At 41.2% G+C, this 18782-nt stretch carries 12 protein-coding genes; 4 read left to right on the top strand and 8 right to left on the bottom strand.

Features of this window, described 5'->3' with window-relative positions; all coding sequences use genetic code 11:
* Positions 1-8: 8 nt before the first annotated feature.
* The 4 genes from DYH63_RS05085 to DYH63_RS05070 form a co-directional block, all read right to left on the bottom strand.
* Positions 9-1301 carry an MFS transporter gene (locus tag DYH63_RS05085; protein WP_116787787.1) on the bottom strand — a complete coding sequence of 431 codons (1293 nt, stop codon included), beginning with the start codon at positions 1299-1301 and terminating at the stop codon, positions 9-11.
* A 136-nt stretch (positions 1302-1437) separates the two neighbouring features.
* Positions 1438-3939, bottom strand: coding sequence for a DUF8694 domain-containing protein (locus DYH63_RS05080; RefSeq protein ID WP_116787786.1), 2502 nt, complete (start codon positions 3937-3939; stop codon positions 1438-1440).
* Between the two features lie 85 nt (positions 3940-4024).
* Complete coding sequence (locus tag DYH63_RS05075) at positions 4025-5353, bottom strand: dihydrolipoamide acetyltransferase family protein (protein WP_116787785.1); 1329 nt, start codon at positions 5351-5353, stop codon at positions 4025-4027.
* Positions 5354-5435: 82 nt separating this feature from the next.
* The gene (locus DYH63_RS05070) at positions 5436-6584 is read right to left on the bottom strand and encodes a glycosyltransferase family 2 protein (protein WP_116787784.1); all 1149 of its coding nucleotides are present in this window, start codon (positions 6582-6584) and stop codon (positions 5436-5438) included.
* Positions 6585-6761: 177 nt separating this feature from the next.
* Between DYH63_RS05070 and DYH63_RS05065 the strand changes: the two genes are divergently transcribed.
* Together DYH63_RS05065 and DYH63_RS05060 are read left to right on the top strand one after the other, a co-directional pair.
* Positions 6762-8741: a patatin-like phospholipase family protein gene (locus DYH63_RS05065; protein WP_116787783.1), complete on the top strand. Its 1980-nt coding sequence runs from the start codon at positions 6762-6764 to the stop codon at positions 8739-8741.
* A gap of 51 nt (positions 8742-8792) precedes the next feature.
* Positions 8793-10409 (top strand): M1 family metallopeptidase, encoded by a 1617-nt coding sequence (locus tag DYH63_RS05060; RefSeq protein WP_116787782.1) that lies wholly within the window; start codon positions 8793-8795, stop codon positions 10407-10409.
* Between the two features lie 140 nt (positions 10410-10549).
* Here the strand turns inward: DYH63_RS05060 and DYH63_RS05055 are convergent, their stop codons facing one another.
* The 3 genes from DYH63_RS05055 to DYH63_RS05045 form a co-directional block, all read right to left on the bottom strand.
* On the bottom strand, positions 10550-11311 hold the full coding sequence (locus DYH63_RS05055; protein WP_116787781.1) for an SDR family NAD(P)-dependent oxidoreductase: 762 nt from the start codon (positions 11309-11311) through the stop codon (positions 10550-10552).
* A gap of 80 nt (positions 11312-11391) precedes the next feature.
* Complete coding sequence (locus DYH63_RS05050; RefSeq protein WP_116787780.1) at positions 11392-12447, bottom strand: AMP-binding protein; 1056 nt, start codon at positions 12445-12447, stop codon at positions 11392-11394.
* Complete coding sequence (locus tag DYH63_RS05045) at positions 12440-13369, bottom strand: CPBP family intramembrane glutamic endopeptidase (protein WP_116787779.1); 930 nt, start codon at positions 13367-13369, stop codon at positions 12440-12442. The genes DYH63_RS05050 and DYH63_RS05045 overlap by 8 nt, the downstream gene beginning before the upstream one ends.
* A gap of 79 nt (positions 13370-13448) precedes the next feature.
* Here DYH63_RS05045 and arsC point away from each other — a divergent pair, with 79 nt between their 5' ends.
* Both arsC and DYH63_RS05035 read left to right on the top strand, forming a co-directional pair.
* Positions 13449-13790 carry an arsenate reductase (glutaredoxin) gene (gene arsC, locus DYH63_RS05040; protein ID WP_116787778.1) on the top strand — a complete coding sequence of 114 codons (342 nt, stop codon included), beginning with the start codon at positions 13449-13451 and terminating at the stop codon, positions 13788-13790.
* Between the two features lie 91 nt (positions 13791-13881).
* Positions 13882-16383, top strand: coding sequence for a TonB-dependent receptor (locus tag DYH63_RS05035; RefSeq protein WP_116787777.1), 2502 nt, complete (start codon positions 13882-13884; stop codon positions 16381-16383).
* Positions 16384-16501: 118 nt separating this feature from the next.
* Here the strand turns inward: DYH63_RS05035 and DYH63_RS05030 are convergent, their stop codons facing one another.
* Positions 16502-18676, bottom strand: a complete 2175-nt coding sequence (locus tag DYH63_RS05030; RefSeq protein WP_116787776.1) for a S9 family peptidase — start codon at positions 18674-18676, stop codon at positions 16502-16504.
* Between the last annotated feature and the right edge of the window lie 106 nt (positions 18677-18782).

Genomic DNA, 18782 nt, shown 5'->3' with positions numbered 1-18782 from the left:
ATATAACCTTAATTCTTTTTAGGAACCCTTAGTAAAAGCAATACCCCTACCACAAAGAAAACCGTTAAGAATACTACTGAGTAGCGCATACTGCCAAACATTTGGTCTATTGCTCCATAAAGTACCATACCTATTACAATGCCTATTTTTTCGGTAACGTCATAAAAGCTAAAGTAAGAGGCAGTATCTGTAGTTTCCGGCAGGAATTTAGAATATGTACTGCGCGATAGGCTCTGGATGCCGCCCATAACCAAACCTACAAAGGCTGCAGTAACATAAAAATGTATGGGTAAAGTTACAAAATAAGCACAGGTACATATTACCGCCCATACAATATTAATACCTATAAGGGTTTTAATATTACCAAACTTAGCCGAAAGTTTCGACGTAATTAGCGCGCCTGCAACTGCAATAAGCTGTATAAGCAATATACTGATTATTAACCCCATGCTTTTAGCATCATCATTAGGCCAGGCAATTTCTTCGGCACCAAAATAAGTAGCAGCAAGCATAACCGTTTGTACTGCCATGCTGTATACAAAAAAAGCACTCAGGTAGCGTTTTAGGGTACGGTTATCGCCCATTTGTGCCCACACCTTGCGCAGTTCTTTAAAACCATTCAGCAATACATCGCCGGTAACTTTATTTGCCCTGGCGCCCTTGGGCAGGTACAAGTAAGTATACTGGCTAAAGCCAATCCACCATACCCCTACCGATATAAATGAGATACGCATCGCCTGCATTGCATTTTCTAAATGAAAGGCCTTAGGAAACATTACCATAGCCAGGTTAAGCACCAGCAATATAACACTGCCTATGTATCCCATAGAATAGCCTTTAGCACTTATGGCATCCTGCTGCTCCGGATAAGCAATATCCGGCAGGTAAGAGTTATAAAACACTAAACTACCCCAAAAGCCAATTAGCCCGAACAGATAGCACAGTAAACTGAAATATAAATTATCGCTGTCAAACCAATACAAGCCTATACACGAAAGCGCACCAATATAGCAAAATGTCTTAAGGAAATTCTTTTTATTACCGGCATAGTCTGCAATACCAGATAGTAATGGCGATATAAAGGCTACAATAAGAAAAGCAAAGGCTGTAGTAAAACTCATTAGCGCGGTGCTCTTCATGGTTGTGCCAAATACCGGTACCATTGTACCTTTAGGAAATATCTGGTCGTAGAATATAGGGAACACCGCCGAGGCTATTACAAGGCTGTATACAGAGTTTGCCCAGTCGTAAAACGCCCATGCGTTAAGCAGCTTTTTACTGCCTTTTTCGGGTAGTACCATAGAGTATTGGTTTATGGCTCAAATCTAAACTATTTTTTTGAATATGGATTGATATGGTGGTTTATGGTTTTATGAAGTTGATATAAAACAAAAACCCCGCAATAGCGGGGCTCTGTATTAGTGAAATAAGATTATTTTAATAAATCTTCTTATTTATAACTTTGCCGTCTGCAAGGGTGGCTTTTACTATTAGTATAGCCGGCTTAGTATTGCCTGTTTGCAAACTAATCTCACTTTTACCTATAGTAGTTGCGTCACTGGCAAGTAACTTACCTGCAAGGTCATAAACCTGCACAGAAACAATTGGTTGCTGCATTGATTTTACAATAACGCCTTCGTTATTTTTATATATAATGACTTTTGAAGCTTTAATTTCAGGTTTATCTGCGTTTAAGGTACCCGTGCTGGTTATCCTCACTATACGACTACGGTGGGCACCATCATATCTTTCAAAACTACCCGCAATAATTATCTTGTCTTGCTGAAAAAAAGCAGTATTTATTCTTTTATGAAACCCCCTAAATCCATCGCCCGAATTAAAAGTATGATCTGCTGTACCATCAGAATTGAAACGTTTAATGATCTGATTTTCTAAATACATACCTTTATAAACAAAGAATTTACCGTCTGCCTGAAAAAATAGTATTTCTCCAGATTCTTCACCTGTGCTATAGAAAGGATTCGTTTCTAAAATACCATCGGCAGTCATCTTTCTGTATTGTATTATATTTGGTGTGTTAGTACCACTAGACATTTGGCTGGAAATAATAAATCCGCCATTTGCATCTGGCAATAATTTATGATTATAATTATTAAAACCAGCTTCTATAAGTGGAAATGAATTATCTAAACTACCATCCGTATTTACCCTGAAGATTGCACGCCCTGATGACGAATATTGTTGTAAAGAAAATATAATTTTGCCATCAGATAAAACATGTAAATCTTCAACTAATGGAATACCACCTGTAACAACCTGATTAGGCGCAACCATAGTAAAAGTTTCATCTAAAGTGCCATCGATATTAATTCTGATTGCAAATCTAAATTGACCCGGCTGAATAACCTGATCATATAAAACACCATATATTATAAGTTTATCATCGCTCTGCAATCTAGCTCCTTGCAAAATGCCAAAGTTTGTGCTACCCGGATAAAACGCAGTTAGTGCATTATAACTTTCATCCAGGCTGCCATCAGCATTTATGCGGGCAATATTTTTTCTTGGTATTCCATTATAACTATTAAAATCGCCTACAATAATATATCGCCCATCTGTCTGCCTTAAAATTTGGTTAACCCATCCATCAGGCCCTGCTCCAGGATTAAAACTTTCTACTAGTCCGCCATCTGCGTTAATAATTGTCAGTTTATTTTTTGCAACACCGTTATAATGGGTAAAATTGCCTCCTAGCAGCATATTACCTCCACCAGCATCTACTATTACACTTACCTCATTATTAGCGCCTTTGTCGTTATCATATCCTATTGTATCCTGATTACCATTATTATCAAGAGCTATAAGGTAATTACTACAAATAGAATTATACATTGTAAACATCCCACCAAACAGCAAACCATCAGATCTTGTGGCCGCTACCAGTATTGGATAGTCCACCTTTTGAAGAGGTGTATTGAACGTGGCATCTAATTGTCCGTTAGTATTTAACCTTGCCGCAGAGTGTGCTACGGCACTACCATAGTTAGTAAACTCTCCCACAATTATAATTTTGTTATCTTCTTGCAGGACAATGTCAGTAATTGTTGCATCTGAAGAAAGGCCTCCGCTAAATGAACTATCGACACGTCCGTTTGCATTTAATCTTACAATCGATGGAGACTCTTCAAAAGAAACCGGCCATGATGCTACAAGAATCTTATTATCCTGTTGGATTTCGAGGCTTCTTCTAAAGCCTATATTTCCGTACCAGCTATAAAAAGTTGTATCTTCTGCTCCTGTAGAGAGAAACCTTTTAACTGTGTAAGAATTTGCCGACCCCCTGCCCGCAATTATTATTTTATCATCTTGAAAAACAATATCCAGTACAGAAGTTATGCTACTGTTCATAGCAAAGGAATTGTCTATACTCCCATCATAATTAAGTCTTATTACAGCATAACATGCTACTCCATTGTAACTCGAAAAGCTACCTGCAACTAATATTTTATTATCAGGCTGAATAAGTAATTTATAAACTTTATTGTTAAATCCTGGTCCAGTATTAAATGTTGTATCGAGGCTACCATTAGCATTCAAGCGGGCGAAGCCATTCACTTCATTATTTCCGTAATGAGTAAACCCACCTGAAATCAATATTTTACCATCATTTTGTACAACTATTTCATCTATATATCCATCAATCAAAGCACCTACATTAAAAGATATATCTATAGATCTGTCTGCATTTAGGCGCACAATATGATGAGATTCAATATTTTTATAAAAGCTAAAGTTACCTGCAAGTAAAATCTTACCGTCTGGCTGCACTTCCATATCACTTATGGCATCATTAGTACCATTTCCAAGTGAGGTATCAATAGGATTAAAAGTTGGGTCATTTGCACCTTCCTGCGCGTTACCTGATATACAAACAGCAAGAAATGAGGCGATAATAATATGCCTGAAAAGATTTTTCATGATTTGTTGATTAGTTTGTCGCAAAAGTAGTAAAAAAAACAAAAGCCCCGAATAAACGGGGCTCTCACAATATAAATTCAGAAAATTAAAAGTCGCGGTTAGCGTCAAAAGCCTCAAGATATTCGGCTACACGTTTTACAAAAGATCCACCCAGTGCACCATCTACCACACGGTGGTCATAGCTGTGTGACAGGAACATTTTTTGGCGTATGCCTATAAAGTCGCCATCAGGGGTTTCTATTACTGCCGGCACTTTACGTATGGCACCCAACGCCAGGATACCTACCTGCGGCTGGTTGATAATAGGCGTACCAAACACACTGCCAAACGTACCCACGTTAGTTACAGTGTATGTACCACCCTGGGTATCATCCGGTTTAAGTTTACCCGCTTTAGCGCGGTTACCAAGGTCGTTAACAGCCTTAGCCATACCCACAAGGTTTAGCTGGTCGGCATTTTTAATAACCGGTACTATAAGGTTACCATTAGGCAGGGCCGCGGCCATACCCAGGTTAATATTTTTCTTTTTGATAATGTAATCGCCATCTACGCTAATGTTCATCCCCGGGAAGTCTTTAAGCGCCTTAGCAACAGCTTCCATAAATATTGGGGTAAAGGTTAGCTTTTCGCCCTCACGTTTTTCAAACGCAGTTTTAACCTTATCCCTCCATTTTACAATATTGGTAACATCTACCTCAATAAACGACTGCACGTGAGCAGATGTTTGCACGCTCTGCACCATATAGCCCGATATAAGCTTACGCATACGGTCCATCTCCACAATCTCGTTACCTCCGTTAACACTAACAGGAGCTGCTTTTGCTGCTACAGGTTGCTGCGTGCTTGTTACCGGCTGCGCGTTTGATATTTGGATATTGTTATTTGAAATTTCAGCTTTTGGAGCTTTCTTCCTTTGCTCTACATACTCCAGTATATCATTTTTAGTAACGCGGCCATCTTTACCGGTTCCTGTTATGCCTTCAAGTTCAGCCAAGCTTACACCCTCTTCTTTGGCAATATTTTTTACCAGTGGCGAAAAGAATTTATCCGAACCCGAAAAATCTTCAGGCGTAGCTACTGTTTCCCTGGCAACGGCTACAGCCTGCTCAAGGGTTGCAACGTGCGGAATAGCCTCTGCCGATGATTCTTGTGGAGCATCAACTACTACACCGCCTTCGGTTTGAATATAGGCTATTGTCTGGCCTACCTGCACCACATCGTTTACATTAAACAATATTTCTGAAAGCGTACCCGACACTTCAGACGGTACCTCGCTGTCAACCTTATCGGTAGCTATTTCAAGCACAGCCTCATCGGCTGCAATGTGGTCGCCCACCTTTTTAAGCCAGTTAGTTATGGTTGCCTCAGCAACACTTTCTCCCATCTTGGGTAATTTCAACTCAAACTTTGCCATATTGTTAACCAAAAGGTGAATTTTAATTTATCGTTTGCGAATTTAATAAAAAAACAAACCAAAAACTATTTTAGAAATATTTTTATCGCTCTTTTACTAAAACTACCTGCCCCCTGTCGTCGCTGCTATTGCTTCCTGTAATAAAGCCTGCGTTTTCAGGACGCATTTTATAGGTAAAGCTTTTACCGTGCTTATGCATAAAGGCAATCATATCATTATAACGCATACTACCGGCATCAAAAATAATTTCTGCACCGGCATTTTGTAAAAATACGTTTTCTTCTGTTAAAGATGTTACCCGTACCAATGGTTTTTCAAGTTGGCTCATCAGGGCAGCCTCAAAAGTCGCATCGCCCGAAACCAAAACATAACGCTCCGGAACCACAACATCGCCCTTGCGGTTCTTTTTTACGAACATAAATGCAAATGCACCGGCGCGCATAAAAAGATCAAAAATAGGATAGGCTTTAAAATGCTTTTTATAAAAAAACTGCATCGCCTCGCGAAAGCGCCTCATATATGTCCCGTCTTTTACAGTGCTCTCCCCTTTAAAATGTATGGCTGTAACCTTACCATAGTAATAATTTAGCAATCCCTTTTTGGTAATGCTGTACGACAGGTCAAAATCATCGCTATACATAAAGCAGTCCTCGTCAAAGCCCCCCACTTCAAGGTACAGGCTGCGTTTCATAAACATAAAAGCCCCCACAAGTATATCGGTAGTACCTATACCCTCTTCGGGTATGGCAACATTATAATATTGGTTAAACGATTTTACACCCGGAAACATTTTGTACAAGCCTGACACCTTGGTAAATGCTACCCATGGCGTAGGCAGTCCGCGCTTGCTTTCGGGTAAAAAACCTCCCCTGCCATCAATCAGCTTAATACCTGTAGCTCCCATATCGGGTGTAACATCGGCAAATGCCAGTAATTTTTCAAAAGTATCTTCAGCAACTACAGTATCCGGGTTAAGTATACAAACATACTCGCCTTTAGCAGCAGCCACACCTATATTATTACCTTTCGGGAAACCGGAATTTTCTTTATTTTCTATAAGAGTAATATGCGGAAAGTACTGCTTAACCATTTCACAGCTATCGTCTGGCGAATTATTGTCGACCACAATAATTTCAGCATCAATATTTTGGATTGCTTTTTCTACACTTGCAATGCAGAGATGCAAAAAATACCGCACATTATAATTAAGTATTATTACAGATAAACGCATAAAGCAAAGATAATAAAGTTAACCAAAGTTGCACTCTTAACTTACAAACTGCCCTTTACCCACATTTTCAACACCTTAGACATACATTATTAAACAATTAATCTTCAATAGTTTATAGACACTATTTAACGTTTTATTATATCTTTACAACAGCATAACAATCACCAACCTTACTTTATGGAAAATAAAAATACTTTTCACGCAGGCATTTGTATGGCAGGCGCTATATCTGCCGGGGCTTATACTGCAGGCGTTGTAGATTACCTTATTGAAGCACTGGAACACTGGGAAAAAGCGAAGCAACTTCAGGCCGAAGAGAAACTAAGCGGCATACCACAGCATAACTTTCTTATAGAAGTGCTGGGCGGCGCATCGGCAGGCGGAATGACGGCAGCCATTACCGCGGCAGGCCTTCAGCAAGATTTTAAACCCGTTAACAAGCACAATGCTAACGATGACAGTTTAACAAAAAACAATCCGCTATACAACGCCTGGGTAAACCTTAAGGAGGCTAAAGATATAGACATGATGAGCCTGCTGCTAAATACCGATGATATAGAGAACGATACGCTTAATAAAAAGAAAGAGGTACGCGCAGGCTTCAACTCAAATTTTATACGCGATATTGCATCAGATATGCTGGATAAGCGCGTTACCCAAAAATACCAGCGCCCCTACATAGCTAAAGACCTTGATGTTTTTACAACACTTACCAACCTAAGGGGCTTTTCTTATGAGATAACCTTTAAAACCAGCAGTGGCGATCGCAAACACCGTATGCGCATGCACCGCGACTACGCCTTTTTTAAGCTGGATGAAACAAAAAAAAACGCTACTGAAGAGTTGCCGGTAAATGAAGATGGCACCCCGGCAACCGCCATATTAAAACCTGACAGCGATGGGCGCATACCCGTGCATTTTAATGCCCCAGACGGACTGAATACCGAAGTACTGAAACAGGCCGCTATGGGCACAGGTGCTTTCCCGGTAGGGCTTGAAAGCCGCAACCTTATTAGGGGGCGTTCCTATATTGAGAACAGCAGGTATCTTAACCTCATGAAAAATAAAACGGGCGCACAGTACAGCTTTTTGCCCGATGGCGATTTTGAGTCGCTTAATGTAGACGGTGGGGTTATTAATAATGAACCGTATGAAATTACAGAATCGCTTTTAGAAGACCGCCACGATGGTACGCAGATAGCTACGAGTGCAAAAGAGTTTAACAGCGTAGTGTTAATGATAGACCCTTTTCCTAACGATGAGGATCCTGAGCCTAAATATGTACCTAAAAAAGCCTGGCGCCATGTGTTGCCATCAATTTTAGGAGCCATGCGCAGCCAACTGATGATGAAGGATGAGCAGATAAAGCGTGCCTACCTTGACGAAGATTATACCCGTTTCCTGATAATGCCGGAGCGTTATGAGAATGTAGCCGGCACCGATAAAAAAGAAAAATATGCCATAGCCTGTGGCTCACTGGGTGGATTTGGAGGGTTCTTTAGCAAAGAGTTCCGCAAGCACGACTACCTGCTGGGCAGGCGTAATTGCCAGCGCTTTTTACAACACCATTTTACCGTACCGCAGGAAAGTAAAAATCCTATTCTAGAATTTGGTTACAAAAAGGTTGATACTTACGGCAAACGCGATATAGAAGTTGCAGCAGGCGATACCAAAAAAGAAGCTACCCTACATGAAGGCCAACCGCAAAATGAAACAGCAGCAGGTACCGATGCAAAAACTACTGCTACGAAAACGTACCTGTGCATAGTCCCGGACATCAGGATACGTGGCAATGCCGAAAATGGCTATACAATTGAGACACCGAAAGAAGAAGAGGTTTATGATTATCCGTCTATCAGGCTAAGTTATATCCTTGGGCTAAAAAAGAAAATAATAAAAAGGCTGCTCGCTGTTGCAAAGAACATTACCAATAGCGAAGTTGAAGAAAAACGCATAGAAACAAGCATCATTTTAAAGCAACTAAGAAAAAAGTCTGTACTTGATAAGGCGCTTTTTACTCCCGCATCTAAACTTGGCGTCAAAGCCTATGCGGCAATTGCATTCTTTTTTGCAAAAGGCAAAGCCGCAGATACAATTATAGATACTATTATCAGGGATATGGAAAAACGCGGCCTTATTAAAGATGAGAAGCGGTAGTTTGTAACAAATCCGTACCTTTAGCTACCAATTATTAAACTTTCCCCTACTATGAAAAAAAGGTTATTGCTACCTGTTTTACTACTTGCTATTACCGCATCTGCCCAGCACTTTACAAGGCGCGACAGCCTGCAGGGTGGCCTGCGACCTGAGCGTACCAGTTATGATGTACAGCATTATGGCCTGGATATTACCATAGACATTGATAAAAAATTTATTAAAGGCTATAACGAGATTGTATTTAATACCGTTACTGCTACATCTAAAATACAGGTAGACCTTTTTGAGAATATGAAGGTAGACAGCATTGTATACAACAAACAAAAGCTTACCTATAAGCGCGATAATGATGCTGTATTTATAACATTCCCTAAAAAGCTTGAAAAAGGCAGTGAAGAAACCATACGTTTTTATTATTCAGGTAATCCGGTAATTGCTAAAAATGCCCCGTGGGATGGTGGTTTTGTATTTACAAAAGATGGAGCAGGCAAACCATGGGTAGGCGTTGCCGTACAGGGTACCGGCGCAAGCCTTTGGTATCCTGTTAAAGACCACCAGACGGATGAGCCTGATCGTGGTGCAACCATTAAAGTAGCTGTACCAAATGGATTGATGAACGTAAGCAACGGCCGCTTTACAGGCAGTACCGATCTTAAAAATGGCTATACCCGTTGGGATTGGGAGGTAAAAAACCCAATCAACAATTATGACATTACCGTAAACATTGCTGATTACGCACACATTCATGATACCCAAAACGGGCTTGACCTTGATTATTATGTACTTCGCGCTAACGAAGAGAAAGCTAAAAAGCAGTTTACACAGGTTAAGACCATGCTCCAATGTTTTGAGCAAAAATTTGGCCCTTACCCTTTTAGGGAAGACGGCTACAAACTGGTAGAAACCCCTTACCTGGGTATGGAACACCAGAGTGCCGTGGCTTATGGCAACAAATACAAAATGGGCTATATGGGTATGGATCTTTCATACACGGGCCTGGGCAATAACTTTGATTATATTATAGTACACGAAAGCGGGCACGAATGGTTTGGTAACAGCATTACCAGTAAAGACATAGCCGATATGTGGATACACGAGGGCTTTACTACTTATAGCGAAACCGTGTTTGTAGAATGCACAAGGAGCTATGATGATGCTCTTAACTACATTAACGGGCAGCGCCAAAACGTACAGAATGACAAACCTGCAGTAGGTATCTTTGGGGTGAATGATGAAGGCAGCGGCGACAAGTATTTTAAAGGTGCCCTGATGATTAATACCCTGCGCAGCATTGTAAACGATGATAATAAATGGTGGAAGATAATTTATGACTTTTCTACTACGTTTAAAAAGAAGGTTATAGACACTAAAGATGTAACCGACTTTTTTAACAAGCAAACAGGTATGAATCTTACCCCTATATTCAACCAATACCTGCGTTATACCGAAATTCCTATACTGGAAATGAAACTTACCGCCGGTAACCTTGAGTACCGATGGAAAGCCAACGAACCTAACTTTGCCATGCCGGTAGATATTACAGTAAATGGTAAGATAATTCGCCTTAACGGTACACAAACCTGGCAGAAACAAAAAACTACAGCTAAAAGTTTTAGCGATGTACAGGTAGCAAACCTTCGGTTCTATATCAAAGTTAATACCTTATAACAAAAGATGTGTATTCTTCCATTTCGACCGCAGCGCAGCGAAGTGGAGAAATCTCTATATGGATCAAATTATACGATAAAACAAAAATGCCATTGACTTCAGATCAATGGCATTTTTATTTTAGGCTTAATTACACTTAACTACTTCGCGCCCATACCACCATCTACACGGTTGTAGGTTCCGGTAATAAATTTACTGTCATCTGAGGCAAGAAAAAGTACCATGGCACTAATTTCTTCGGGCTGGGCATAGCGTGCCAGCGGAATTGTTTTCTCAAGATCGGCTTTTACCGCTGCTGCATGGCCAGGAGCAAAACCTTCTTCTAACGATCGCATCATGCGGTTATCAACCGGCGATGGGTTTACCGTGTTTACACGTATTTTGCGTTCGGCAAATTCCAGTGCGCTTACTTTCATCAGGCCTATAACAGCGTGCTTGCTGGTTGTATAGGCCAGCGTACCGGCAGTTCCGGATAGCCCTGCCACAGATGATGAGATGATAATACTGCCACCATCATTCATTTTAGGATAAACGGCCTTGTTACCAAACCATACACCCTTTACATTTACGGCAAGTACTTTATCAAATACATCTTCCGGATATTCGGTAAGTGGTTTTACCACCCCTTCAATACCTGCATTATTAAAGAAAACATCAATAGCGCCAAATCTCTCAACGGTCTTTTGAGCATAGTTTTCGGCATCGGCAAATTTTGTAACATCGGCTACAGTATAAGCTACATTTTCAGACCCCAGTTCGGCTATAGCTTCTTTAAGCGCGTCTTCTCCCAGGTCTACCAGCATTACTTTAGCGCCATGTGCTAAAAACAATTTGGCCGTAGCCTTACCAATACTTCCTGCGCCACCGGTTATAACGGCGACTTTATCTTTTAAACGGTTCATGTTATTGTAATTAAAATAATACAATAAAGGTACGAACCAATTAATTGCTTCTTTTTAAATCAATATCATTTAACACGAGATTAACCTATAGTTTTAAGTGTTTCAGCCCGCTGTATTTTGCCCGAACCTGTTTCGATAAATTCAGTAACAAACAGCACCTCTTTCGGTTTTTCATATTTATCTAAACCTTCAAATACCACTTCACCTAGTGTAAAAGACTCACCTTCTATTACAAGTACGAGTCTCTCACCTAATGTATCATCGGGCAGGCCATAAACAAAATAACGCGGCTGTATGTTATGGGATAACTTTTCTTCTATCTGCTCAGGGTAGAGCTTAATACCGCCACTGTTTATAACATTATCAAACCGGCCAAGCCATACAAAATGAGTATCATTTATAATGTCTACAAGATCGTTTGTAACTACAATACCATCTGTTACTTTTGGCGCATCGATTGCCAGGCAACCACGCGCATCAGTGCCTATACTTACATCAGGCAATGTTGTGAATGCGGGGTCCCCCACCCTCTTTGCAGCAATGTGAGTTACAGTTTCGGTCATGGCATAGGTTTCCCAGATATCAATGGGCAATTGCTGTAAACGGGCAGCCAGCGCCGGGCTTACTTTGCCGCCTCCCAATATTATTTTTTTAATCTGCGAAAGCCTTTCAAAGCTATATTCTGCCTGGAGTGGCACCAGCGCCGCGAAGTCATACTGCCTTTCATCTTTTTCTAACAAAACAGAAGAAGGTGCTGCCAGGTAAATGTCCCATCCAACAATTATAGCACGTACCAGCATCATTTTACCGGCCACAAACTGCGACGACAGGCAATGCAGTGCACGGGCATTAGTACCGGCTTCAAAAAAATCGGCTGTAGCCAATGCAGAATTCACCATGTGCCGCTTGAGCAACTTCATGGTTTTAGGCGTACCCGTAGTACCAGATGTTTTCATTTGTACATACGGCTTGTCGTCAAACCAGTCCAGCAGGAAAGCGCCGGTAGCTCTTTCAAAATCTGCACCCTCCTTAATAAAATCGTATGCCACCCTTAGCAGGCTTTCTTTATCTAAAAAAATGCCGTTTAGCCTGAAACGCGGGTGTACAAATCCGCTTTCATACATATAATTATTCATGGCCTGTAGTTTCAAGTTCGTTTTTAGGGGTTAATATCACTTTACCGGTTAGTTTCTCTTTCCAGTTGGTCCACTTAAATACTTTAGCAAAAACAATAAGCAATATAGGGTAAAATATAATTACAGGCAGTAATATATCAAATCCTGCCGATGGTTCAGACGTATCTTTAAATACGGATGGCGTTTGCAGTGCGCTCCATTCAGATGTTACAAGCAGGCAGGCCACAAGGTTATTGGCGGCATGAAAGCCCAGGGCAAGTTCCATACCCTCATCCATAAGGGTAATAATGCCCAGGAATAAACCCGTACCAATGTAAAACACCAATACCAGATACCCCATTTTTTCAACCTCGGGGTTGGCAATGTGCATAAGCCCAAACATTATTGATGTAAACAACAGCGGAAACAAACGGCTGCGCGTGGCAATGCCCAGTCCCTGCATAAGGTAGCCCCTAAACAGGTATTCTTCAAAACTGGTTTGCATGGGTATTAATACTATAGATACTGCCGCAAGTATAAGAAACGGCTTGAGCTGAAAATTGAGTTCGAAACTTTCGGGAGATAAGTAATATGATGCCACTATAGATGCACCACTGGCTATTCCCCAAAGAAAGAATGAAAAGAAGATGCGTTTCCAGCTTACCCGTGGTCGAGATGTGGTAAGGCTACGGATGCTTTGCTTATGGAAAAACTTTACCCAGACAAGCAGCATGAGCAGAAAAAATGCCAACGGTGCTACTGCCGTAACAAACACCTGCATTTCGCCGGTTCTGGCTATTTCGTCGCGCATTAATTTTTCGGTATCCATGTCAAGCGCTATAATTACTACATAATTTAGCAGCATAAGCAGAAAGAACATTATGGGGATGGGAAGGTACTTTCCAAAGTCAAAACGCTTGTTGTAAGCCTGTTCTATGTACATAAATCTTAAGAATTTGTTGTTACTAAGGTAGCTTAATTTTACCGCAAATAAGCCATACCTTTGCCCAAAATAACTATTAATGCTTACTATATACCATAACCCACGCTGCAGTAAATCGCGCGAAGGGCTGCAACTTATTGAATCTCTGAACCTGCCGTTTACCATACATAAATATCTTGACACGCCTCCTACAAAGGATGAACTTACTGCCATTATAGCCAAACTGGGTATAAAACCCATTGACCTTGTGCGACAAAAAGAAGAAATCTGGAAACAAAACTACAAAGGTAAAGACCTTATTACAGACCAGGTTATTGATGCTATGGTACAACATCCTAACCTTATAGAACGCCCCATAGTTATAAATGGTGATAAGGCTGTTATAGCCCGCCCCGCCGAAAAGGTACAGGAAATACTGTAACTTTTAACACATCTTTAAGACTTACACATTAAACCCTGGCGCACTTTGTGTGTCAAATGTGCATCATCAAATACTTACTATACTATTTTTCATGAAACATCTTAAAAACACATTTTTAGTTGCATTGTTGCTTACCGTTTTTACGGCGATGGCGCAAAATCCACCCGGAGGCGGCACCGTAAAAGTTACCGGAAAGGTAATTGAGGAGGGTAGCAAACAACCTTTAGAATTTACTAACGTAATTATACAAACCGTAGACAATGTAACCGTAGGCGGAGGCCTTACCGATGCCAAAGGCGAATTTATCCTTGAGGTAAAACCAGGCATTTACAACGTTAAATACGATTTTATATCATTTAAGCCTGTACTTGTAACGGGCAAACAAATAAACACCGATATTAATCTGGGTACAGTAACCATGGCGCCAGATGCCACTGTGCTTAAAGGTGTAGAAATTACCGCAGAACGCAGCACTGTAGAGATAAAATTAGACAAGCGTGTGTATACTGTGGGCAACGACATGATGGTTAAAGGCGGTACAGTTAGCGATGTGCTTGATAACGTACCGTCATTATCTGTAGATGCCGAGGGTAATGTGGCACTGCGTGGTAACCAGAGCGTTACCATACTTATAGACGGGCGCCCAAGTAACCTTGCAGGTAGTAATGTAGCCGAAACACTGCGCCTGCTACCCGCAGACTCTGTAGATAAGGTAGAGGTTATCACCAATCCATCTGCACGCTACGATGCCGAAGGTGGTGGTGGTATTGTAAACATTGTACTTAAAAAAGGAAAAGCAAACGGCTTTAACGGCTCTGTAATTGCAAATACAGGAGATCCTGCTAACCATGGTGTAAGTACTAACCTTAACTACAGGGGAGACAACTTTAACCTGTTTAGCAACATAGGCTACAACTACCGTAACAATCCGGGTAACTCGTTTACAAACAGCCGTTACCTTGATGAAGATAACAATACTACAAGCTATACTAACGAGCGTCGTACTAACGAGCGCCTGCGTAAAGGTTTTAATGCCAGCCTGGGGCTTGAATGGTTTATAGACAGTACTTTTACCTGGACAAACTCTGTTAGTGTACGTCGTAACATAGGTGATAACCCATCTAAAACCTACTATGATAATTACTTTGCCGATGGTACCTTTAACAATACACGTTTTCGTTATAATGCCGAGGATAGTGAAGAAAGCAACGTAAACTATGCAACCAGCTTTCTTAAAAAGTTTAATAAAGACGGGCATGAGCTTAAGATAGATGCATCAGTATCTAAAAATATTGATGATGCAGATGCCAATATATCTGATATGATATTAAACGCAGCTGATACCTCCGGAGATAGTTATCAGCGTACTAAAAACGACCAAAACGAAGACCGTGGCCTTGTACAGGCAGATTATACATTACCAATAGGCGATAACGGTAAATTTGAAGCGGGTTACCGTGGTAGTTTTTCTACCATAAAGACGGATGCATTAGCCGAAAATCTTGAAGGTTTAGAGTGGGTAAATAATCCAAACTACAGTAACATACTGGAATATAAAGAAAAGGTAAATGCCCTTTATACACAGTACGGCAGCAAAATAGGCAAGTTTTCTTATATGGCAGGCCTTCGTTGGGAAGATTCTAATATTGATGTAAACCAGCTTAACCTTAACGACTACCACAACAAACGCTATAATAACTTTTTCCCAAGTGCGTTTTTAGGATACGAATTTTCGGGAGGCAGTAACCTTACGCTTAGCTATAGCCGACGCATTAACCGTCCGCGTGGCAGGTTCCTTAACCCGTTCTCAGGCTTACAGAGTAACATTAACCTGTTTAGGGGTAACCCGGACCTTAATCCGTCTAAAACCCATGCTATAGACCTGGCCTACCTTAAAAAATGGCAGAAAGTAACACTAAGCACCTCAGCTTACCTTAATGCTACCGACGATACATTCCAGTTCGTTCGTTCCGTACAGGGACAAACAGCCGATGGCACTCCTATAACCCTTACTACCCCTATTAACCTTGCTAAAGAGTACCGTTTTGGTTTTGAATTTAATGTAAATTACAATCCGTTTAAATGGTGGAGGATAAACAGTAACTTTAACTTCTTCCGTAACCAGACAAAAGGCGATTACACCTTTAGCTATCAGGATGCAACCACAGGAGAAACCATTACCGATTTCCAGGATTTTAACTTTACAGCCTACACCTGGACAAGCCGTATTAACTCTAAAATAACGCTTCCATACAAAATAGACTGGCAGCTAAACGGCCAGTATGAAGCTCCGCAAAAAAGTGCACAAGGCAAGCGCCGTGCACAGGCAGGCTTAAATACCTCGCTAAGCAAAGACATCCTTAAAGACAAGGCTACTATAGCCCTTAACGTGCAGGATATTTTTAACTCACGCAAGATGAAGAATGAAACTTACATTGCAGGACAGGTAGAATCGTACAGTGAAATGCAATGGCGTGTAAGGCAGGTTACATTATCGTTTACATACCGCTTTAACATGAGTAAGGCAGACAAACAAAAAGAACAACAGCGCCAACGCCAGGAAAGTGGTGGTGATGAATATATGGGAGGATAGACCTTAAAATTTTAATCGCCCAAAGCAAAAACGGCTGCCTGAATTTCAGGCAGCCGTTTTTTTATTATCTAATGTCGCTATGGATGATATTCAAACATCTGTTTCCATGACAAAATAATTACTTCTTTAGATACGTATCAAAGTAGTCAGCAATTTTTTGGTTCAGGTGGTAACGGTCTTTGCCACGCACATTGTGCTCGTGCGTAGGATACAAAAAGTAATCTACCTGTTTGCCTGCCTGTATGCACGCCTGTATAAACTCCATACTGTGTTGCTGCACCACTACATTATCCTGCGCACCATGTATCATTAGTAAGTGCCCTTTTAGCTTAGGTGCTTTTTTAATAACATTTACTTTATCATAACCTTCAGGATTTTCCTGTGGAGTATCCATATAGCGCTCGCCATACATTACCTCATAAAATTTCCAGTCGCATACCGGACCACCGGCAACACCTACTTTAAAAGTATCTGCCTGGTCTGTCATTAACGAAGTTGCCATAAAGCCACCAAAGCTCCAGCCATAGACACCTATCCTGTCCTGGTCTACAAAACTTTTAGATTTAAGATAGTCTACACCTTTCATCTGGTCGGCCATTTCGTTAACGCCAAGGTTGCGGTGTACTACGTGCTCAAAATCACGGCCTCGGGCATCGCTGCCACGGTTGTCTACCGTAAACACCACATAACCGTGTTGTGCCATATAATAGTCAAACAACCCTGTACCGCCCAGCCACTTATTCGTAACAAGCTGCGCGTGGGGGCCACCATAAACATATACCATTACCGGGTATTTTTTAGCAGCATCAAAATTAGCCGGGTAAATAATACGTCCGTTTAGCGGCGTTTTACCATCGGCAGCGGTTATGGTAACCAGTTCCATTTTAGGCAATACTGTTTTACCCGTGTATGGATTTTCAGCTTTAAGCAGGTTATTGATCTTACCACCTTTTGTGCTTATGATGTTTACATCGTTTGGCGTGGTAGTACTGCTAAAGCTGTCTTCTATAAACGCACCATCAGTACTTGCTATCGCAGTATGCGTACCAGAGCCCGTAGTAACCTGTGTTGTTTTACCCGATTTAAGCTCCACTTTAAACAACTGCCTGTCAAGGCCGTTATTAGCCGTACCCGTGTAATACACATTTTTAGCGCCGGCGTCAAAAGTAATGTCGCCTGTTACCACTACGTCTTTGTAGCCCAGTTTCTTTACCAGTTTACCATCGGTATTATAAAGGTATAATTGCTCATAGCCTTCCTTCTCGGTACGGTACAGGAACTGGCTGTTATTGCCCGGTACAAAAGTAAGCCCGTGCAATGGCTCTACATAAGTAGTTGCCTGCTCCTCAAACAATGTTTTTATAAAAGCACCTGTAGCAGCATCATATTTATTTAGTTTCAGGTGATTTTGCTCACGGTTCAGCACACCTACATATACCTGTTTGCCATCTGGCGACCAGGTAACACTGGTAAGGAATTGCTCTTTAGGCCCCTCTGTTTTAAGCGTGGTATTTTTTCCTGAAGCAATGTCATATACCACCAGGGTAACTTCCTCGCTCTTCATACCTGCCATTGGGTACTTATCTTCTTTTACACTGGCTATGCGCCCACCCCATTGTACAAGCGGATAGTTAGCTACCATAGTTTCGTCTTTGCGATAATATAGCAGCTTATCGCTGGCTGGTGCCCACCACATCCCTTTATCAATACCAAATTCCTGGCGGTGCACATAATCGGTACCGTTTACAATGCCTTTATCGGCATCTTTGGTAACAAATACCTGCTTACCGTCCTTGCTTATCACAATATTATTGCCCTGAAGCCAAGCTGCCGTAATGCCGTTTGGCGCAAGGGTTTGCTTTTCTGTACCCTCGCCAGATCCTACAATGCTTTTAATAGCTTTTGCATCTATATCAAAAAGCACCATGTATTGTCCTGAACTATTTTCTGTTTCAAAGTAAATACTGGTTTTATCTTTCCAGGTGTAGTCCATAGGGAACATCCTCAATTCAAAAGACTCCGACGGGAATTTTGCATGAAGTGCCTTTGCTATATCTTCTACCGAAAGCAGTACGTTTTCTGACCAGTTACCCGCTTCAGTACGTGCCATCAGTTTTGTGTAACCCGCATCTACATAAGTAAGCGTATGGGTATTAGGCCTCCATTGCGGCATCAAAAGGCCTTTTGTGGCAAATTCCTGGTAAGAACCATAGGTAGCCTGCTGTATGGTAAGGTTTTGCTGGGCAGTAGCAGCCGCACCTGATAGCAGGAACAGCCATAGTAGTTTGTTCATTGTTGTAGTTTTAAAGTTGCTAAGATAGGAAAATTAGAAATTTGTGAAGGGGGATTTTTAGGTGGAGAATTTTATATATTTGAGAGCATCAACCGAACAAGTTAAA

Origin of the sequence: Flavobacterium psychrotrophum (assembly GCF_003403075.1) — a bacterium.
In the GTDB taxonomy this organism is placed as follows: Bacteria; Bacteroidota; Bacteroidia; order Flavobacteriales; family Flavobacteriaceae; genus Flavobacterium; species Flavobacterium psychrotrophum.
Note: the sequence above shows the minus strand (reverse complement) of the source record. Positions and strands in the feature narration are given on the sequence as shown.

Bases quoted from the DNA above. Each gene is read 5' to 3' on its own strand.
- DYH63_RS05085 (WP_116787787.1), bottom strand. From the start codon at position 1,301: ATGGTACTACCCGAAAAAGGCAGTAAAAAGCTGCTTAACGCATGGGCG.
- DYH63_RS05080 (WP_116787786.1), bottom strand. From the start codon at position 3,939: ATGAAAAATCTTTTCAGGCATATTATTATCGCCTCATTTCTTGCTGTT.
- DYH63_RS05075 (WP_116787785.1), bottom strand. From the start codon at position 5,353: ATGGCAAAGTTTGAGTTGAAATTACCCAAGATGGGAGAAAGTGTTGCT.
- DYH63_RS05070 (WP_116787784.1), bottom strand. From the start codon at position 6,584: ATGCGTTTATCTGTAATAATACTTAATTATAATGTGCGGTATTTTTTG.
- DYH63_RS05065 (WP_116787783.1), top strand. From the start codon at position 6,762: ATGGAAAATAAAAATACTTTTCACGCAGGCATTTGTATGGCAGGCGCT.
- DYH63_RS05060 (WP_116787782.1), top strand. From the start codon at position 8,793: ATGAAAAAAAGGTTATTGCTACCTGTTTTACTACTTGCTATTACCGCA.
- DYH63_RS05055 (WP_116787781.1), bottom strand. From the start codon at position 11,311: ATGAACCGTTTAAAAGATAAAGTCGCCGTTATAACCGGTGGCGCAGGA.
- DYH63_RS05050 (WP_116787780.1), bottom strand. From the start codon at position 12,447: ATGAATAATTATATGTATGAAAGCGGATTTGTACACCCGCGTTTCAGG.
- DYH63_RS05045 (WP_116787779.1), bottom strand. From the start codon at position 13,369: ATGTACATAGAACAGGCTTACAACAAGCGTTTTGACTTTGGAAAGTAC.
- arsC (WP_116787778.1), top strand. From the start codon at position 13,449: ATGCTTACTATATACCATAACCCACGCTGCAGTAAATCGCGCGAAGGG.
- DYH63_RS05035 (WP_116787777.1), top strand. From the start codon at position 13,882: ATGAAACATCTTAAAAACACATTTTTAGTTGCATTGTTGCTTACCGTT.
- DYH63_RS05030 (WP_116787776.1), bottom strand. From the start codon at position 18,676: ATGAACAAACTACTATGGCTGTTCCTGCTATCAGGTGCGGCTGCTACT.